Origin of the sequence: Kitasatospora sp. GAS1066B (assembly GCF_041262605.1) — a bacterium.
Taxonomy (GTDB): Bacteria; Actinomycetota; Actinomycetes; order Streptomycetales; family Streptomycetaceae; genus Kitasatospora.
Genome location: NZ_JBGCCO010000046.1, coordinates 1 through 17792, shown reverse-complemented (window position 1 = coordinate 17792; position 17792 = coordinate 1). Strand labels below are relative to the sequence as shown.

Annotated in this window: 14 protein-coding genes; 8 read left to right on the top strand and 6 right to left on the bottom strand. The window is 72.9% G+C overall.

The features are described 5' to 3' along the window. Nucleotides 1-119 precede the first annotated feature (119 nt). A complete protein-coding gene (locus ABH937_RS34440) occupies nt 120-827 on the top strand; it encodes a G1 family glutamic endopeptidase (RefSeq protein WP_370220517.1) in 708 nt (235 codons plus the stop codon). 253 nt (nt 828-1080) lie between these two features. Here ABH937_RS34440 and ABH937_RS34435 read toward each other — a convergent pair whose 3' ends face one another. After that, nucleotides 1081-3105 carry a M3 family metallopeptidase gene (locus ABH937_RS34435; RefSeq protein ID WP_370220516.1) on the bottom strand — a complete coding sequence of 675 codons (2025 nt, stop codon included), beginning with the start codon at nt 3103-3105 and terminating at the stop codon, nt 1081-1083. A gap of 125 nt (nt 3106-3230) precedes the next feature. Between ABH937_RS34435 and ABH937_RS34430 the strand changes: the two genes are divergently transcribed. Continuing rightward, nucleotides 3231-4958: a bifunctional 3'-5' exonuclease/DNA polymerase gene (locus ABH937_RS34430; RefSeq protein WP_370220515.1), complete on the top strand. Its 1728-nt coding sequence runs from the start codon at nt 3231-3233 to the stop codon at nt 4956-4958. A 24-nt stretch (nt 4959-4982) separates the two neighbouring features. Here the strand turns inward: ABH937_RS34430 and dhaM are convergent, their stop codons facing one another. Further along, entirely contained in the window at nt 4983-5378 is a 396-nt protein-coding gene (gene dhaM, locus ABH937_RS34425) for a dihydroxyacetone kinase phosphoryl donor subunit DhaM (protein ID WP_370220514.1), read from the bottom strand. Nucleotides 5379-5492: 114 nt separating this feature from the next. Here dhaM and dhaK point away from each other — a divergent pair, with 114 nt between their 5' ends. Then, complete coding sequence (gene dhaK, locus ABH937_RS34420; RefSeq protein ID WP_280688712.1) at nt 5493-6488, top strand: dihydroxyacetone kinase subunit DhaK; 996 nt, start codon at nt 5493-5495, stop codon at nt 6486-6488. 88 nt (nt 6489-6576) lie between these two features. Continuing rightward, nucleotides 6577-7215 carry a dihydroxyacetone kinase subunit DhaL gene (dhaL, locus tag ABH937_RS34415; RefSeq protein WP_370220513.1) on the top strand — a complete coding sequence of 213 codons (639 nt, stop codon included), beginning with the start codon at nt 6577-6579 and terminating at the stop codon, nt 7213-7215. 18 nt (nt 7216-7233) lie between these two features. On the opposite strand, the gene ABH937_RS34410 is transcribed toward dhaL, so the two are convergent. Beyond that, entirely contained in the window at nt 7234-8403 is a 1170-nt protein-coding gene (locus ABH937_RS34410) for a PP2C family protein-serine/threonine phosphatase (RefSeq protein WP_370220512.1), read from the bottom strand. Between the two features lie 276 nt (nt 8404-8679). On the opposite strand from ABH937_RS34410, the gene ABH937_RS34405 reads away from it, so the two are divergent. Beyond that, nucleotides 8680-8898 carry a heavy-metal-associated domain-containing protein gene (locus ABH937_RS34405; RefSeq protein ID WP_280688709.1) on the top strand — a complete coding sequence of 73 codons (219 nt, stop codon included), beginning with the start codon at nt 8680-8682 and terminating at the stop codon, nt 8896-8898. An 83-nt stretch (nt 8899-8981) separates the two neighbouring features. Then, complete coding sequence (locus tag ABH937_RS34400) at nt 8982-11243, top strand: heavy metal translocating P-type ATPase (protein ID WP_370220511.1); 2262 nt, start codon at nt 8982-8984, stop codon at nt 11241-11243. Between the two features lie 16 nt (nt 11244-11259). On the opposite strand, the gene ABH937_RS34395 is transcribed toward ABH937_RS34400, so the two are convergent. The 3 genes from ABH937_RS34395 to ABH937_RS34385 all read right to left on the bottom strand — a co-directional run bounded on the left by ABH937_RS34395 (nt 11260) and on the right by ABH937_RS34385 (nt 16257). Continuing rightward, on the bottom strand, nt 11260-11979 hold the full coding sequence (locus tag ABH937_RS34395) for an SDR family NAD(P)-dependent oxidoreductase (protein WP_370220509.1): 720 nt from the start codon (nt 11977-11979) through the stop codon (nt 11260-11262). A gap of 503 nt (nt 11980-12482) precedes the next feature. Further along, nucleotides 12483-13793, bottom strand: coding sequence for a citrate synthase (locus ABH937_RS34390; RefSeq protein WP_370220507.1), 1311 nt, complete (start codon nt 13791-13793; stop codon nt 12483-12485). A 223-nt stretch (nt 13794-14016) separates the two neighbouring features. Further along, entirely contained in the window at nt 14017-16257 is a 2241-nt protein-coding gene (locus tag ABH937_RS34385; RefSeq protein WP_370220506.1) for an ATP-dependent RecD-like DNA helicase, read from the bottom strand. 151 nt (nt 16258-16408) lie between these two features. Between ABH937_RS34385 and ABH937_RS34380 the strand changes: the two genes are divergently transcribed. Next, entirely contained in the window at nt 16409-17200 is a 792-nt protein-coding gene (locus ABH937_RS34380) for a VOC family protein (protein ID WP_280688704.1), read from the top strand. A 39-nt stretch (nt 17201-17239) separates the two neighbouring features. Then, entirely contained in the window at nt 17240-17692 is a 453-nt protein-coding gene (locus tag ABH937_RS34375; RefSeq protein ID WP_280688703.1) for a GNAT family N-acetyltransferase, read from the top strand. Nucleotides 17693-17792 lie beyond the last annotated feature (100 nt).

The window sequence follows — 17792 nt, the reverse complement described above, 5'->3', positions numbered from 1 at the left end:
GTGACCTTCCCGACAGTCACCGCCTGGCCGCACGCTGATCGGCAGCGCCAGACGGTCCTCCGGCCCCCAACTCCGAAGGCTGCCCGGCGCACCGACCCCCACGCACCGAGGAGTACCCCATGGCCAGTCTTCGCCTGCGCAAGCCCGCCCGGGCCGCGATAGCCGGGCTGCTCGCCCTCTCCGGCGCCGCGTTCGCCGCCCCGGCCGCGCAAGCCGCCACCCCGCACTTCTTCGCCCCGCTGCACAACCACGGCGGTCACCCCTACTCCGGCAACAGCAACTGGGGCGGCTACATCGCCCAGGGCAGCGGCTTCAAGAGCATCACCGGCTCGTGGACCATGCCGGACGTCCAGTGCAACACCAGCAACGACCTGTTCGCCCCGTGGATCGGCATCGACGGCTACGGCTCGCAGACCGTCGAGCAGACCGGCGTCCAGGCGGACTGCTCCAGCGGCTCGCCGGTCTACTCCGGCTGGTACGAGATGTACCCGGCCGCCCCGGTCTACTTCAACGAGCCGGTGAGCGCCGGCGACACCTTCAACGCCAGCGTGGTGGCCGGCACTCGGAGCAGCTACACGCTCACCCTCACCGACGTCACCCAGGGCTGGACCAAGACCACCAAGCAGACCCTGCGCTCCCAGGACGTCAGCGCCGAGGCGGTCATGGAGTCCCCGACCCAGAGCTACCCGTCCTTCAGCCAGCTGAACTTCGCCAACCTCAAGGTGAACGGTCAGGTCTTCGACAACTACTCGCCGCAGTCCATCGACAGCGGCCCCTACACCGAGACCGCGCTGCAGAACGGCGCGTTCTCCATCATCCCGGGCTGACCAGCCGTCAACTCCCCGGCAGAGCACTGAATCCGGCCGGTGTGCCACGCAGCGTCGCGTGGCACACCGGCCGCACCACTGACGCGCCCTAGGGCCTCTCTTACGGATCTTGCCGGGCGTGCGACGCCGGGCATCCCGCCTGGACGCACCGGCGAATCATCCAAGTACGACCCAGTACGAGGACGATCCGCCGGCACGCCCAGCCGGGCGCCCAACGCCGCACGCTGATCCGACAAGATCCGTAAGAGAGGCCCTAGCCCAGCCCGCGCCGGGCCAGCAGCGGTGCGGCGTCGGGCTCACGGCCGACCACGGCGCGGAACATGTCCAGCGCCGGGACGCTGTTGCCCCGGGCCAGCAGCTCGCGGCGGAAGCGCTCCCCGCTCTCCCGGATCGGCCGCCCGTTGCCCTTGAACCACTCCACGGTGTCGGCGTCCAGCACCTCGGACCAGATGTAGGCGTAGTAGCCGGCGCTGTAGTCACCCACGAAGAGGTGGCTGAAGTAGGCGGTCCGGTAGCGCGGCGGCACCTCGGGCAGCGCCAGCCCGGCCTCCTTGAGCACCTCGGCCTCGAACGCGGCCGCGTCCAGCACGGGTTCGCCGACCGGGCGGGTGTGCCAGGCCCAGTCCAGCAGCGCCGCCGCCAGGTACTCCACGGTCTGGTAGCCCTGGCCGAACCGCTCGGCCGCCGCCAGCTTCGCCAGCAGCTCCTCCGGCAGCGGCTCACCGGTCAGGTGGTGCCGGGCGTAGTTGGCCTGTACCTCGGGCCAGCTCAGCCACATCTCGTTGACCTGCGAGGGGAACTCCACGAAGTCGCGCGGCACCTCGGTGCCGGCCAGCAGCGGGTAGCGCACGTCGGAGAAGAGGCCGTGCAGCGCGTGGCCGAACTCGTGGAAGAGGGTGCGGACCTCGTCGCCGCTGAGCAGCACCGGCTGCCCGGGCGCGGGCTTGGTGATGTTCAGGTTGTTGAAGACCACCGGCTTGCGGTCGAACAGGCCGTTCTGCTTCACGAGTTCGTCCATCCAGGCGCCACCGCGCTTGGACGGGCGGGCGAAGAAGTCGGCCAGGAAGAGGCCCAGCGGCCGGCCGTCCTGCTCGAAGACCTCGAAGACCCGGGTGTCCGGGTGGTAGCCGACCAGGTCGGTCCGCTCGCTGAAGGTCAGCCCGTAGACCAGGCCCGCCGCGTGGAACACGCCGTCGTGCAGCACCCGTTCGAGCTCGTAGTACGGGCGCAGCGCGGCGCTGTCCAGGTCGTACTCGGCCTGCCGGACCCGCTCGCCGTAGTACGCGAGGTCGTGCGGGCCGAAGTCGGTGACGCCGTCGGCCGCCGCTTCCTCGCGCAGCCTGGCCAGCTCCCGCTCGGCGTTGGCCACCGCCGGCGCGATCAGCCGGTGCAGCATCGCGGTGACCGCCTCGACGCTGCCGGCCGTCTCGTCGGCCACCACGTAGGCGGCGTGGCTGGGGTGGCCGAAGAGCGCGGCCCGCTCGGCGCGCAGCACGGCCATCCGGGCGGCCAGCGGACCGTTGTCGGTCAGGCCCCGGTTCAGCGCGGCGTCCATCAGCCGGCGGCGCACCGCACGGTCGGTGAGCCGGGCCAGCGCCGGCTGCTGGGTGAAGTTCAGCAGGCTGAGCACGTACTTGCCGTCGTGCCCGCGCGCCCGGCCGTTCTCGGCGGCGGCGGCGATCTCCGCCTCGCCCAGACCGGCCAACTGCTCGGGGCGGTCCAGCACCAGGGCGCCGGCGGCGTTGGCGGCGAACAGGTTCCGCTCGAAGGTGGCGGAGGCGGTGGCCAGCTCGGCGTTCAACTCGCGCAGCCGCTGCTGCTCGGCCGGCGGCAACTGCGCCCCGGCCCGGACGAAGCGCAGGTGGTGGCGTTCCAGCAGGCGCAGCGACTCGGCGTCCAGGTCCAGCGAGGCGCGCTCGGCATGCACCGCGTCGAGCCGGGCGAAGAGCGCGCGGTCCAGGTGGATCGCGTCGCTGTGCGCCGCCAGCCTCGGCTTGAACTCGGCGTCCAACTCCTGCAGCAGCGCGTCGGTGTGCGCGGAGCTCTGGTTGTCGAACACGGCCAGCGCCCGCCGCAGCAGCTCGCCGGTGCGCTCCAACGCGACCACCGTGTTCTCGAAGCTCGCGGGCTCCGGATCGGCGTCGATCCGCGCGATCTCGGCCAGTTGCTCGGCCATCCCCGCCTCGAGGGCCGGGCGGTAGTGCTCGGCGCGGATCTCGGCGTAGGGAGGCAACTGGTAAGGGAGCCGGCTGGGCGCCAGGAAGGGATTCTCCGTCATTCCGCAGACCCTACGCGCCGCTGTCAGCGCCGCGCGCTACGGTCGGGTCGAACGAACCGGCACGCGCGGCCCGCCGACCGCGAGCCGCCCGCCTGCCGCCGCCACCCACCGAGACGGAGCCCACCGTGCCCGCCAGGATCGCCCTGGTCCCCGACGCCCACGGGCGCGGCGGCCGGCTGCACCGCATCTCCGAGGCGGGTGAGCCGCTCGGCGCCCCGCTGAAGGCCGCCGAGCTGGCCGTCACCGTCGCCGAGCTGGAGGCCGCCGAGCACCCGCGCTGGGTCTGGGCGAGCGCCGAGTCCGTCTACCCGCCGCTGCTGGCGGCACTGGCCGACCTGCCCGGCGGGCGCCGGCTCGGCCGCTGCCACGACCTGCGGCTGGTCGAGGCCCTGCTGTTGGCGCACGAGGGCCGCTGGGGCGCGCCGCGCTCGCTCGGCGCCGCCTGGGCCCGGCTGCGCTCCCTGCCGGTCCCCGCCGACCTGTCGGAGAGCGGCCCGGCCGAGGCGCAGGACACCCTGTTCGCCCCCGACCGCCTGCAACTGCCGCCCGGCACCGACCCGCTGGCCGCCGTACTGGCAGTGCACGCGGACCAGCAGCGCCGGCTCCAGGCGATCGAGGGCGAGGCGCAGCGGGCCCGGTTCCGGCTGCTGGTGGCCGCCGAGTCGGCCGGCGCGCTGGCCGCCGCCGAGATGGCCCAGGACGGCCTGCCCTGGCGCACCGAGGTCCACGACGCGCTGCTCACCGAGCTGCTCGGCCCGCGCCCGCACATCCCCGGCACCCAGCCCGCCAAGCTGGCCGAGCTGTCCATCCGGCTCCAGCAGGCGCTCGGCGGCAAACCGTTCAACCCCGACTCGCACACCCAGGTGCTGCGCGCCTTCGCCGAGCAGGGCGTCCGGCTGACCTCCACCCGGGTCTGGGAGCTGCGCGAACTGGACCATCCGGCCGCCGAGTTGATGATCCGCTACAAGGAGCTGGCCCGGATCCACACCGCGCACGGCTGGGCCTGGCAGGACGCCTGGGCGCGCGGCGGCCGGTTCCGCCCCGAGTACGTGGTGGGCGGGGTGGTCTCCGGGCGCTGGGCCAGCCGGGGCGGCGGGGCGCTGCAGATCCCGCGGATCCTGCGCCGCGCGGTGGTGGCCGATCCGGGCTGGCGGCTGGTGGTGGCCGACGCGGCCCAGCTGGAGCCCCGGGTGCTGGCCGCCCTCTCGGGTGACGCGGCGCTGGCCCGCAGCGCGGCCGGCGGCGACCTCTACGAGGCGCTGGCCGCCACGGCCTTCCAGGGCGACCGGGCGAAGGCCAAGCTCGGCCTGCTCGGCGCGATGTACGGGCAGACCAGCGGGGACATCGGCCCGCTGCTCGCCATCCTGCGCCAGCGCTACCCCGTCGCGATGGGCTACGTGGAGGCCGCCGCCCGCACCGGCGAGGAAGGCGGAATCGTCACCTCCCGGCTCGGCCGCAGCTGCCCGCCGCCCTCGGACGCCTGGCTGGACCTGACCGAGGGCGCCGCGGCGGCCGGCGGCGAGAGCGCCGAGCAGGGCGGGCGCTCCACCCGGGCCCGCGGCCGGTTCACCCGCAACTTCGTGATCCAGGCCAGCGCCGCCGACTGGGCGCTGGCCCTGCTGGCCGCGCTGCGCCGCCGGCTGGCCGAGCTCACCGGGCCCGGTGGCCGCCCGCACCTGGTCTTCTTCCAGCACGACGAGGTGGTGGTGCACGCGCCCACCGAGCTGGCCGAGCAGGTGGCAGCGCTGATCACGGCGGCGGCCGACGAGGCCAGCCGGCTGGTCTTCGGCGACACCCCGGTGCGGTTCCCGATGAGCACGGCCGTGGTGGAGTGCTACGCGGACGCCAAGTGAGCCAGCGCCCCAGGCCCCGTCCGGTCAGAACTTATGCGCCTGCCAAGCCTCCTGGGCCGCCCGGACCACCTCGGCCAGGCCCGCCCCGGTGGAGGCGGTCACCACCACCGACACCGCGCCCTCCACGAACGGCGCGTCCACCAGCACGAGCTCCTCAGCCCGCCCCAGGTCCGCCAGCACGGCCCGCGCGGTGAGCACCGAGCTGCCGAGATCGGGCAACACCACGACGCCCGCGCCGCCGTCCGCCTGCCGCACCGCCTCGGTGATCAACTCGTAGCTGGTCCCGAGCTCGCCGTCCTCGGTACCGCCCGCGACCGCCACCCGCACGCTCCCGCCACCCAGCTGCTCGACCAGCTCCCGCACCCCGGCGGCCAGCAGCGGGCTGTGCGACACCAGGACGATTCCCACCGAAGTCCTCATGTCCGCCGAGGGTAGTCGCCGCCACGCCAGGTCGCGGTGAACGGATGAGAAACCCGCACCTGGTGGCGTAGGTTCGGCAACGAGCCGGTCCGACCTCAGCAGCGGGAGACGCCGATGAAGAAGCTGATCAACACCCCCGAGTCCGTACTCGACGACGCGCTGACCGGAGTGGCCGCCGCCCACCCGGAACTGACGGTGGACCGGGAGAACCACGTCATCCACCGCGCGGACGCGCCCCGCCCCGGCAAGGTCGCGCTGATCTCCGGCGGCGGCTCGGGCCACGAACCGCTGCACGGCGGCTTCGTCGGCCCCGGGATGCTGGACGCGGCCTGCCCCGGCGAGGTCTTCACCTCCCCGGTGCCCGACCAGGTGCTCGCCGCCCTGCGGGCCACCGACGGCGGCGCGGGCGCGGTCCTGATCGTCAAGAACTACACGGGTGACGTGCTCAACTTCTCGCTCGCCGCCGAGCTGGCCGCCGAGGAGGGCATCGAGGTCCGCACCGTGCTGGTCAACGACGACGTCGCGGTCGAGGACTCCACCTACACCGCCGGGCGGCGCGGCACCGGCGCCACCGTGGTGGTCGAGAAGGTGGCCGGCGCGCTGGCCGAGCGCGGCGCCAAGGCCGCCGAGGTGGCCTCCGTGGCCGAGCGCGCGGTGGCCGCCTCCCGCTCCTTCGCGGTGGCACTGACCGCCGCCACCACCCCCGCCGCCGGGCGCCCCGGCTTCGACCTGCCCGAGGACCAGATCGAGGTGGGCGTGGGCATCCACGGCGAGCCGGGCCGCCGCCGCGAGCCGCTGCGCCCGGCCCGCGAGCTGGTCGCCGAGGTGGTGGAGACCATCCTCGCCGACCACACGCTGACGGCGGGCGACGAGGTGATCGCCCTGGTCAACGGCATGGGCGGGACCCCGCTGATCGAGCTCTACATCGTGCACGGCGAGGTGGCCGCCCGGCTGGCCGAGCGCGGCATCACCATCGCCCGCGCGCTGGTCGGCAACTACGTGACCAGCCTGGACATGGCAGGCTTCTCGCTCACCCTGACCAAGGCCGATCCCGAGCTGCTCGAGCTGTGGGACGCCCCGGCCCGCACCCCGGCCCTGCACCGGCCCTGACCACCTGTCACCGACCACCCGTCACCGACCACCCGTCACCGACCACCCGTCACCGATCAACTGTCACCGACCGACTGGGAACCCCGTCATGCGCTATGACCTGGACCGGGAACTCGCGCTCGGCTGGCTGCGCGCCGCAGCCGCCGCCGTCGAGCGCCGGCACGAGGAACTCACCGCGCTGGACGCCGCGATCGGCGACGGCGACCACGGCAGCAACCTGCGGCGCGGCTTCGCCGCCGTCATCGCCGCGCTGGACGCGCTGCCCGCCGACGCCTCGCCGGGCACGGTGCTGAGCAAGGCCGGCAGCACGCTGATCTCCAAGGTCGGCGGCGCCTCGGGGCCGCTCTACGGCAGCGCGCTGCGCGGCGTGGGAGCCGCGCTGCCCGCCCCGAGCGCGGACCTGACGGAGCTGGCCCAGGCGCTGCGCGCCGGGCTCGGCGCGGTGCAGAAGCTGGGTGGCGCCGTGGTCGGCGACAAGACCATGGTGGACGCCTTCGAGCCGGCCGTGGCCGCGCTGGAGCGCGCCGCCTTCGACGGCTTCACGCTGCGCGAGGCCAGCGCGCTGGCCGCCGAGGCCGCCGAGGCGGGGGCCCGCGCCACCATCCCGCTGCAGGCCCGCAAGGGGCGCGCCTCCTATCTCGGCCCGCGCAGCATCGGCCACCAGGACCCGGGCGCGACCTCCACCGCCCTGCTCTTCCGCGCCCTGGCGGACGCGGTGGTCAGCTGAACGGCCGGCTGCCGCTGGTCAGTCGGCCCGGCTGACCAGCAGCAGCAGCGCGTCGTCGCCGAGGTCGCCGCCGGTGTGCCGGAGCAGGTCGGCGTAGAGCTGGCCCACCGCCACCTCCAGCTCGGCCACCGAACCCGCGGCGCCCGCCACCAGCTCGGCGACCCGCCCCTCCAGCGGATAGAACTCGCCGCTGCCGCGCCCGCGGGCCTCCACCACGCCGTCGGTGCAGAGCACCAGGACGTCACCGGTGCCGAACGGCTGGTGCCAGCTCTGCGGGCGGCCCGCCGCCAGCCGCCCCAGGCCCAGCGGCACCCAGGGGTCGGGGGCCTCCAGCACCGTCACAGTGCCGTCCGGGGCCACCCGCAGCGGCGGCACGTGCCCGTACTGGAGCAGCTCGACCACCCCGTCGCCGCGCACCTCGGCGAACAGCGCGGTGGTGAACTCGCCGTCGGGGACATGCCGTTCCACGCTAGCCTCGATCCGGGCGGCCACCTGGTGCAGCCCCGGCTCGTCGTAGGCGGCCTCGCGGAAGGCGCCGAGCACCACGGCGGCCGTCTGGACCGCGTCCAGCCCCTTGCCCCGGACGTCGCCGACCACCGCGCGGGTGCCGTGCGGGGTCTCCAGCACCGAGTAGAGGTCGCCGCCGATCCGCGCCTCGTCGGCGGCCGAGGCGTAGCGCACCGCCAGCCGCAGCGGCCCGACCTCGGGCCCTGGCCGGCGCAGCAGCGCCCGCTGGGCCGCCTCGGCCACCGAGCTGACGGCGGCGAAAGCGGCCGCCCGGCGCATCCGGAGCTCCGCGACGTAGGCGCTGAACAGGGTGAGCGCCAGGTAGGTGATCATCGAACCGAACAGGAAGCGCTGGTCGTGCACCGCGGTGACCTGGTCGTATCGGTTGAGCCCGGCCAGCGCCGCCAGCCCGATCGTGCAGACGCTCAGCACGCCGACGGCCGACAGGGTGAGCGCGGCGATCGAGGGCACCACGGTCATCAGCGGTGCCAGGTAGCGCTCCTGACCGGTGGACAGGTCCGCGACGCAGACGCAGACGATCGCCAGCAGGGCCGGCGCGGCCCGCTGCCGCCAGGACAGGTCCCGCAGGTCGACGGCGGCCAGCGCGCGCCGCCGCCGCGCCTTGGGCAGGCCCTGGACGGCGGAGGCCAAGGGGCGGCTGGGGCGGCGGAAGCTGAACACGTGCCGAACATTACGGACATTCGACCCGGATGCCCATCCACGGTCACCCCGACGGACAGCCGCGTCGCCCGGTCACCCAGCGCCATTCCGGGTGACCGGGAGCGGCGAAGACGGGCGCATGGTGGTGGTGCGACTACTGTCGGTCAGCGGACCGTGACGACCATCTCACCGGCCGCCCGGCTCACCCCTCTTCACGAAATACCCCTCGGGGGTATCGTGTTCTCGACAGTACGGCGGCGCCGACCTCCGGCGCCCCCTCATCCCTTGGAGGCAGCGATGTCCAGCACCGTCACCTACACCGTCACCGGCATGAGCTGCGGCCACTGTGAGAAGTCGGTCAGCTCGGAGCTCTCCGCTCTGGCCGGCGTCACCGAGGTGGCCGCCAACGCCAAGGCCGGCACCGTCACAGTCTCCTCCCAGCAGCCGCTGGCCCTGGCCGACGTCCGCGCCGCCGTCGACGAGGCGGGCTACGAGCTGGTCGGCCCGGCCGCCTGAGCCCGGTCACGGGGAGCGACCGGGGCGCACCCCGGCCGCCCGGTCGCACCCCGTCCCCACCCGTCCCGCGAAGGAGCCGCCCGATGAGCACCGCCACCACCGCACCCACCGGCATAAGTGACCGCGTCGAGCTCTCGATCGGAGGGATGACCTGCGCCTCCTGCGCTGCCCGGATCGAGAAGAAGCTGAACCGGATGGTGGGCGTCGCGGCCACGGTGAACTTCGCCACCGAGAAGGCCCGGGTCGACTTCGGCCCCGGCGTCACGGTGGCCGACCTGATCGCCACCGTGGAGCGCACCGGCTACACCGCCGAGCCGCCCCCGCCGCCGGCCGCCGAACCGGCCGCGGGCCCCGCCGTCGAAGCCGGAGCCGAGGCCGACCCCGAGCGGGTGCGGCTGCTGCTCAGCGCCGTGCTGACCGTCCCGGTGGTGCTGCTCTCGATGGTGCCGGCGCTGCAGTTCACCTTCTGGCAGTGGCTCGCCTTCGCGCTCACCGGCCCGGTGGTGGCGTACGGCGGCCTGCCCTTCCACCGGGCCGCCTGGACCAACCTGCGGCACGGCGCGGCCACCATGGACACCCTGGTCTCGCTCGGCACCCTGGCCGCCTTCGGCTGGTCCCTCTGGGCGCTCTTCCTGGGCGGCGCCGGGATGCCCGGGATGAAGCACGAGTTCAGCCTGGCGATCGGCCGGGCTGACGCCGGATCAACCCTCTACCTGGAGACGGCTGCCGCCGTCACCACGCTGATCCTGCTCGGCCGCTGGCTGGAGGCCCGCTCCAAGCGCCGGGCCGGCGCCGCGCTGCACGCGCTGCTCGACCTCGGCGCCAAGGAGGTCGCGGTGCTGCGCGACGGCCACGAGGTCCGGCTCCCGGTGGCCGAACTGACCGTCGGCACCCGCTTCGTGGTCCGGCCCGGCGAGAAGATCGCCACCGACGGCGTGGTGGTGGAGGGCGCCTCGGCGGTGGACGCCTCGATGCTCACCGGCGAGTCGGTCCCGGTCGAGGTCACCGTCGGCGACAGCGTCACCGGCGCCACCGTCAACGCGGGCGGCCGCCTGGTGGTGGAGGCCCGCCGGGTCGGCGCGGACACCCGGCTGGCCCACATCGCCCGGCTGGTCGAGCAGGCGCAGAACGGCAAGGCCGCCGCCCAGCGGCTGGCCGACCGGATCTCGGCGGTCTTCGTCCCGACGGTGATCCTGATCGCGCTGGCCACCCTGGCCGGTTGGCTGCTGGCCACCGGCAGCGCCACCGAGGCCTTCACCGCCGCCGTCGCCGTGCTGATCATCGCCTGCCCCTGCGCGCTGGGCCTGGCCACCCCGACCGCGCTGCTGGTCGGCACCGGGCGCGGCGCCCAGCTGGGCATCCTGATCAAGGGCCCCGAGGTGCTGGAGACCACCCGGCGGGTGGACACCATCGTGCTGGACAAGACCGGCACGGTGACCACCGGCGCCATGGCGCTGACCGCCGTGCACACCGCCGACGGCGTCACCGAGGAGCAGGCGCTGCGGCTGGCCGGCGCCCTGGAGCACGCCTCCGAGCACCCGATCGCCCGGGCCGTCGCCACCGCGGCCCGCGAGCGGCTGGGCGCGCTGCCCGCTGTCGAGGAGTTCACCAACCTGCCGGGGCTCGGCGTACGGGGTCTGGTGGACGGTCACCAGGTGCTCGCCGGTCGGGAGTCGCTGCTGGCCGAGCTGGCGCAGCCGCTCAGCCCCGAGCTGGCCGCCGCGAAGGCCGCCGCCGGAGCCGCCGGACGCACCGCCGTCGCGGTCGGCTGGGACGGCGCGGCCCGCGCGGTCCTGGTGGTGGCCGACACCGTCAAACCGACCAGCGCGCAGGCGGTGCGCGAGCTGCGCGAGCTGGGCCTGCGTCCGGTGCTGCTGACCGGCGACCACGCCGCGGTGGCCCGGGCGGTGGCGGCCGAGGTCGGGATCGAGCCGGCCGACGTGATCGCCGAGGTACTGCCCGAGCAGAAGGTCGCGGTCATCGAGCGCCTGCAGAGCGAGGGCCACGCGGTGGCGATGGTCGGCGACGGCGTGAACGACGCGGCCGCGCTCGCCCGGGCCGACCTGGGGCTGGCCATGGGCACCGGCGCCGACGCCGCGATCGAGGCCGGCGACCTGACCCTGGTCCGCGGCGACCTGCGGGTGGCGGCGGACGCGATCCGGCTCTCCCGGCGGACCCTGGGCACCATCAAGGGCAACCTGTTCTGGGCCTTCGCCTACAACGTGGCCGCCGTCCCGCTGGCCGCCGCCGGTCTGCTGAACCCGATGGTCGCGGGGGCCACGATGGCCTTCTCCTCGGTCTTCGTGGTGACCAACAGCCTGCGGCTGCGCCGCTTCGCCGCCTGAGCCGAGCTGACAGGACCTAACGCCCGAGCAACTCGCCACCGTTGCAGTGCAGGATCTCGGCGGTGATGAAGCCCGCCCCGGGCGAGGCCAGGAACTGCACGGCCGCCGCCACCTCACCGGTCTCGCCGATCCGGCCGAGCAGGGTGCGGGCGGCCCGGCGGGAGACCTCGGCCTCGTCCAGCCGCGGGCCGAAGAACTCGGTGCCGGCCACCGTGCCGGGCGCCACGATGTTCGCGGTGATCCCGGAGGGGCCCAGCTGGGCGGCCAGGAAGTGGTTCCAGGCGTGCAGCGAGGCCTTGGCCGCCCCGTAGGAGCCGGCTCCGCGCAGCGCGGCGATCGAGCTGATCGTGATCACCCGCCCCTCGCCCGGGGTGAGCCGGTCCCGCACCGACTCGGTGAGCAGCACCGCGGTGAGCACGTTGCGCTCGAAGTCGCCGCGCCAGCGGGCCAGCAGCGCGTGCGGGCCGGCCCCGAAGCCGGTCTCCCGGCTGCCGGCGTTGTTGACCAGGACGTCGATCCGGGCCGGCAGCTCGCCCAGCGCCGCCTCCACGGCGTCCGGGTCGGCCAGGTCGCAGACCAGCGTGCTGACGCCGGCGCCGAGCCGCTCGGCCGCGCTTTCCAGCACCGCACGCCGACGGCCCACGATCACCACCGCGTCGCCCGCCTCGGCGAACCGCCGCGCGATCTCCAGGCCGATCCCGGTGCCACCGCCGGTGACGACAACGTTCCTGGCCATCTGTCTCTCCCGCCCTGTCCGTACCGGAATGCCACGATTCCTATCACGCTGGGTTGCCATCACTGCGGGGAGGGTGACGTCGGGCGCCGCGAGTCATGTGGTATGAGCGGGTGAACCGAGGGACGCGGACGGAAGCGAGAGACAACTCACACCCCCCGGACGTAACTTTGCCGACCCAGATACGTCTTACCTTGGTGAGTGCGGCAGACGACTGCGGAACGGCACCGTGCGACCCACCCTCTCCCCTGGGGGCAGGGCCGCGCACCCGTGGTCGGCGCGCCGCCCACGGGGCTCCGGCGGGCCCCGGGCGCGCACGGCGCCGGGCAGTGGGGTGACCAGGAACGCTTTGAGCGGCCGTTCCCAGCCTCGTCCACTTCCCGGCGGCCGTGCGCCGTCACGTCCGCTTCCGAAAAGGCCGAGCGCCCCGGACACGCCGAAGGCCCCGCGGCACGAAGCTGCGGGGCCTGCTGGACACCTACCGGCACCTGCCAGCGCGGGATCGCTCAGCGCTTGTCGAGCGCCACGTAGTCGCGGATCGCGGTGCCGGTGTAGATCTGGCGCGGGCGGCCGATCCGGCTGGTCGGGTCGTTGATCATCTCGTGCCAGTGGGCGATCCAGCCCGGCAGCCGGCCGAGCGCGAACAGCACGGTGAACATGCTGGTCGGGAAGCCCATCGCGCGGTAGATCAGGCCGGTGTAGAAGTCGACGTTCGGGTAGAGCTTGCGCGAGATGAAGAAGTCGTCGCTGAGCGCGTGCTCCTCCAGCTTGAGCGCGATCTCCAGCAGCTCGTCCGACTTGCCCAGCTGCGCCAGCACGTCGTGTGCCAGGCCCTTGACCAGCGCGGCGCGCGGGTCGAAGGCCTTGTACACGCGGTGGCCGAAGCCCATCAGCTTGACGCCGTCCTCGCGGTTCTTCACCTTGCGGATGAAGGCGTCGACATCGCCGCCGTCGGCCTGGATCTGCTCCAGCATCTCCAGCACGGCCTGGTTGGCGCCGCCGTGCAGCGGGCCCCAGAGCGCCGAGATGCCCGCCGAGATCGAGGCGAACTGGTTGGCGTGGCTGGAGCCGACCAGGCGCACGGTCGAGGTGGAGCAGTTCTGCTCGTGGTCGGCGTGCAGGATGAAGAGCTTGTCCAGCGCGTTGACGATCACCGGGTTGAGCTCGTAGTCCTGGGCCGGGACCGCGAAGGTCATCCGCAGGAAGTTCTCGACGTAGCTCAGGTCGTTGCGCGGGTAGACGAACGGCTGGCCGACCGACTTCTTGTACGCGTAGGCCGCGATGGTCGGCAGCTTCGCCAGCAGGCGCACCGTCGACATGTGGCGCTGGGCCGCGTCGAACGGGTTGTGGCTGTCCTGGTAGAAGGTCGACAGCGCGCCGACCACCGAGGAGAGCATCGCCATCGGGTGCGCGTCCCGGGGGAAACCCTGGTAGAAGCGCTTGACGTCCTCGTGCAGCAGCGTGTGCTGGGTGATCTCGCTGTTGAACTCCGCCAGCTGGTCCGGCGTCGGCAGCTCACCGTTGATCAGGAGGTACGCGATCTCGATGAAGCTGCCCTGCTGGGCCAGCTGCTCGATCGGGTAGCCGCGGTAGCGGAGGATGCCGTTGTCACCGTCGACGAAGGTGATCGCGGACTTGTAGGCAGCGGTGTTGCCGAAGCCGTTGTCCAGGGTGACCAGGCCGGTCTGCGGGAGCAGCTTCGAGATGTCGAAGCCGGAGTTCCCCGCAGTGCTCTCGACGACCGGGTACTCGTAATCGCCGCCCTGGTACCGCAGTACTACAGATTCCTGACTGTTCTCGCTCACGCGCTTCCTCACCGACGAAATGAAAATCCGCTTCCAAGGTGTCTGCCCGTCCACCCTCCCCCATCTGGAGGACGACCGCGCACCCGGGGTGGCCCAAAAGGGCCCCACACTACAAGAACCGACGCACCAGCCCGTACGAACCGGACAAGATCACGGCAAGACTAGGCTGGTCCATCAATTTCTTCACGTCAAGATACCCCCGCGGAGGCCCCTGACCCCATTCGGCCTCAGGTGATCATCCGATGGACAGCCGGTGATCCAGGGCTGAATGACGGCGCCCCGCACTCACCGTGCGCACCGCCTGCCCGATCGCCTTGCGCGAGCCCACCAGCACCACCAGCTTCTTCGCCCGGGTGACCGCGGTGTAGAGCAGGTTGCGCTGCAGCATGGTCCAGGCCGAGGTGGTGACCGGAATCACCACCGCCGGATACTCGCTGCCCTGCGAGCGGTGGATGGTGACGGCATACGCGTGCTGCAACTCGTCGAGTTCGTCGAAGTCGTAGGGCACCTCCTCGTCCTCGTCGGTCAGCACGGTGAGGCGCTGGTCCTCCACGCTCAGTGCGGTCACCACGCCGACCGTGCCGTTGAAGACGCCGTTCTGGCCCTTCTCGTAGTTGTTGCGGATCTGGGTCACCTTGTCGCCGACCCGGAAGGTCCGGCCGCCGAAGCGCTTCTCGGCCAGCCCTTCGCGCCCGGGGGTGACGGCGGCCTGGAGCAGCGTGTTGAGGTTGCCGGCGCCGGCCGGGCCGCGGTGCATCGGGGCCAGCACCTGCACGTCCCGGCGGGCGTCCAGCCGGAACCGCTGCGGGATCCGGCGGGCCACCACGTCCACCACCAGCCCGGCCGCGCGCTCGGTGTCGTCCTCCACGAAGAGGAAGAAGTCGGGCAGCCCGTCGGTGAGCGGGGGCTGCCCCTCGTTGATCCGGTGCGCGTTCACCACCACACCGGACTGCTGGGCCTGGCGGAAGATCCGGGTCAGCCGCACCGAGGGGATCGGCCCGCCGTCGGCCAGCAGGTCACGCAGCACCTCACCCGCGCCGACCGAGGGAAGCTGGTCCACATCCCCCACGAAGAGCAGGTGCGCGCCCGGCGCCACCGCCTTGACCAGCTTGTTGGCCAGGATCAGGTCCAGCATCGAGGCCTCGTCGACCACCACCAGGTCGGCGTCCAACGGCCGGTCCCGGTCATAGGCCGCGTCCCCGCCCGGACGCAGCTCCAGCAGCCGGTGCACGGTCGAGGCCTGGTGGCCCGTCAGCTCCGCCAGCCGCTTGGCCGCCCGCCCGGTCGGCGCCGCCAGCAGCACCTTCGCCCGCTTGGCCAGCGCGAGCGTGACGATCGACTTCACCGTGAAGGACTTGCCGCAGCCCGGGCCACCGGTCAGCACCGCGACCTTCTCGGTCAGCGCGAGCCGGACCGACTGCTCCTGCTCCGGCGCCAGCTCGGCCCCGGTCCGCTGGGCCAGCCAGGCCAGCGCCTTGGTCCAGTCGACGTCCGCGAAGCCCGGCATCCGGTCGGTCTCGGCGCCCAGCAGCCGCAGCAGTTGGTTGGAGAGCGAGATCTCGGCGCGGTGGAACGGCACCAGGTAGACAGCGACCACCGGCTCGCCGCCCTCCCCCGGCAGGCTCTCGCGGACCACCCCCTCCTGCGCCACCAGCTCGGCCAGGCACTCGATCACCAGGCCGACGTCCACCTGCAGGAGCTTCACCCCGTCGGCGATCAGCCGCTCCTCCGGCAGGTAGCAGTGCCCCTGGTCGCTGCTCTGCGAGAGCGCGTACTGCAGCCCGGCCTTCACCCGCTCAGGGCTGTCGTGCGGGATGCCCACCGCCTGCGCGATCCGGTCCGCGGTCAGGAAGCCGATGCCCCAGACGTCGGATGCCAGCCGGTAGGGCTCGTTCTTCACGACGCCGATCGAGCTGTCCCCGTACTTCTTGTAGATCCGCACGGCGAGCGAGGTGGACACCCCCACCCCCTGGAGGAACACCATCACCTCCTTGATCGCCTTCTGCTCCTCCCAGGCCTCGGCGATCATCTTGGTCCGCTTCGGCCCGAGCCCCGGCACCTCGACCAGCCGGGCCGGCTGCTCCTCGATGACGGTCAGCGTGTCGACGCCGAAGTGCTCGACGATCCGCTCGGCGAACCGCGGGCCGATCCCCTTGATCAGGCCCGAGCCCAGGTAGCGCTGGATGCCCTGCACGGTGGCGGGCAGCACCGTGGTGTAGTTCTCCACGGTGAACTGGCGGCCGTACTGCGGGTGCGAGCCCCAACGGCCGTACAGCCGCAGCGATTCCCCCACCTGCGCGCCGAGCAGCGCGCCGACCACCGTCAGCAGGTCGTTCGCGCCACGACCGGTGTCGACCCTGGCGACCGTGTAGCCGGTCTCCTCGTTGGCGTAGGTGATCCGCTCCAGCACGCCCTCGACCTCGGCGAGCTGCCGCTGGGCGGGCACCTGAGCCGTGTCGGACCGCTGCCCGGCCATCCGGGGACCCCCTCAACACCGCCGCTGAACCCATGCCCAGGAACGGTATCGCGCCGGGCCGACAGCGCGGTGACACGATGGCAGAGGAGGACTCGTTGTCATGCCCGGACGCCCACCCGCGATCCGGCCCCGCACAGAGGCGGAGGACGCCATGCTGACCACCAACTACGTCCCCGGCGCGCCCAACTGGCTCGACCTGGGCAGCCCCGACACCGACGCCGCCCAGGCCTTCTACAGTGGTCTCCTCGGCTGGACCTTCAACTCGGCCGGCCCCAACTCCGGTGGCTACGGCTTCTTCCAACTGGGCGACCGAACCGTCGCCGCGCTCGGCCCGCTCACCGAGGAGGGCGCGCCACCCGCCTGGACGCTCTACTTCCACACCGAGGACGCCGACCAGACCAGCAAGCTCGTCCAGCAGGCGGGCGGCGTGGTCCGGCTCGGCCCGTTCGACGTCTTCACCCACGGCCGGATGGCCGGCTACACCGACCCGACCGGCGCCCGGTTCGCCGTGTGGCAGCCCGGCGACACCCCCGGGCTGGAGGCCGTGACCGACGTCGGCACGCTCTGCTGGACCGAACTGCACACCACCGACCCGTCGGCCGCCAAGCCGTTCTACCGCACGGTGTTCAACTGGCTGGAGCAGGACGTCCCGTTCGGCGACTTCACCTACACCGTGATCACCCCCACCGACGGCGGCACCGACGCCAGCCAGGGCGGCCTCGCCGGGATGGTCGCCGAGGACCGGGCAGCGCACGCCGGCTCCTACTGGCAGCCGTACTTCGAAGTGGCCGACGTCGACGCGACCATCGCCCGCGCCGTGGAACTCGGTGGCACCCAGCGTGGCCACGTGGTCGAGGAGGCCGGAGTCGGGCGGTTCGCGCAACTCAGCGACCCGCAGGGCGCGGTCTTCGCGGTGATCACCGGTGCGCCCGCCGAGGAGTGAGGCCGCGGGTCACCGGGCGGGGTCACTAGGCTGAGCACCATGAATGATCTTGTCATCCGCCCGGCGACCTCCGACGACATCCCGGCCATCGTGGCGATGCTGGCCGCCGACTCGGTGGCCGCAACCAGGGAGAGCCCCGACGACCTGGCCCCCTATTACGCGGCCTGGGAGCGCATCGCCGCCGACCCCAACCAGCACCCGACCGTCGCCGTCCGAGCCGGCCGGGTGGTCGGCACCCTTCAGCTCAGCGTCATCCCCGGCCTCTCCAGGAGCGGCACCACCCGGGTGATCGTGGAGGCCGTCCGGGTCCACGCCGACGAGCGCGGCAACGGCCTCGGCACGGTCCTGATGGAGTGGGCGATCGACCGCTCCCGCGAACTCGGCGCGGGTCTGGTGCAGCTCACCTCGGACCTGAGCCGCACCGACGCGCACCGCTTCTATGACCGGTTGGGATTCACCGGATCGCACCTCGGGTTCAAGCTGCAGCTCTGAGCATGCGGTAAACGCAGAGAAGCCCCCTTCCCGAAGGAAGAGGGCTTCTCTAGAAGAATTGTTCGGCGGCGTCCTACTCTCCCACAGGGTCCCCCCTGCA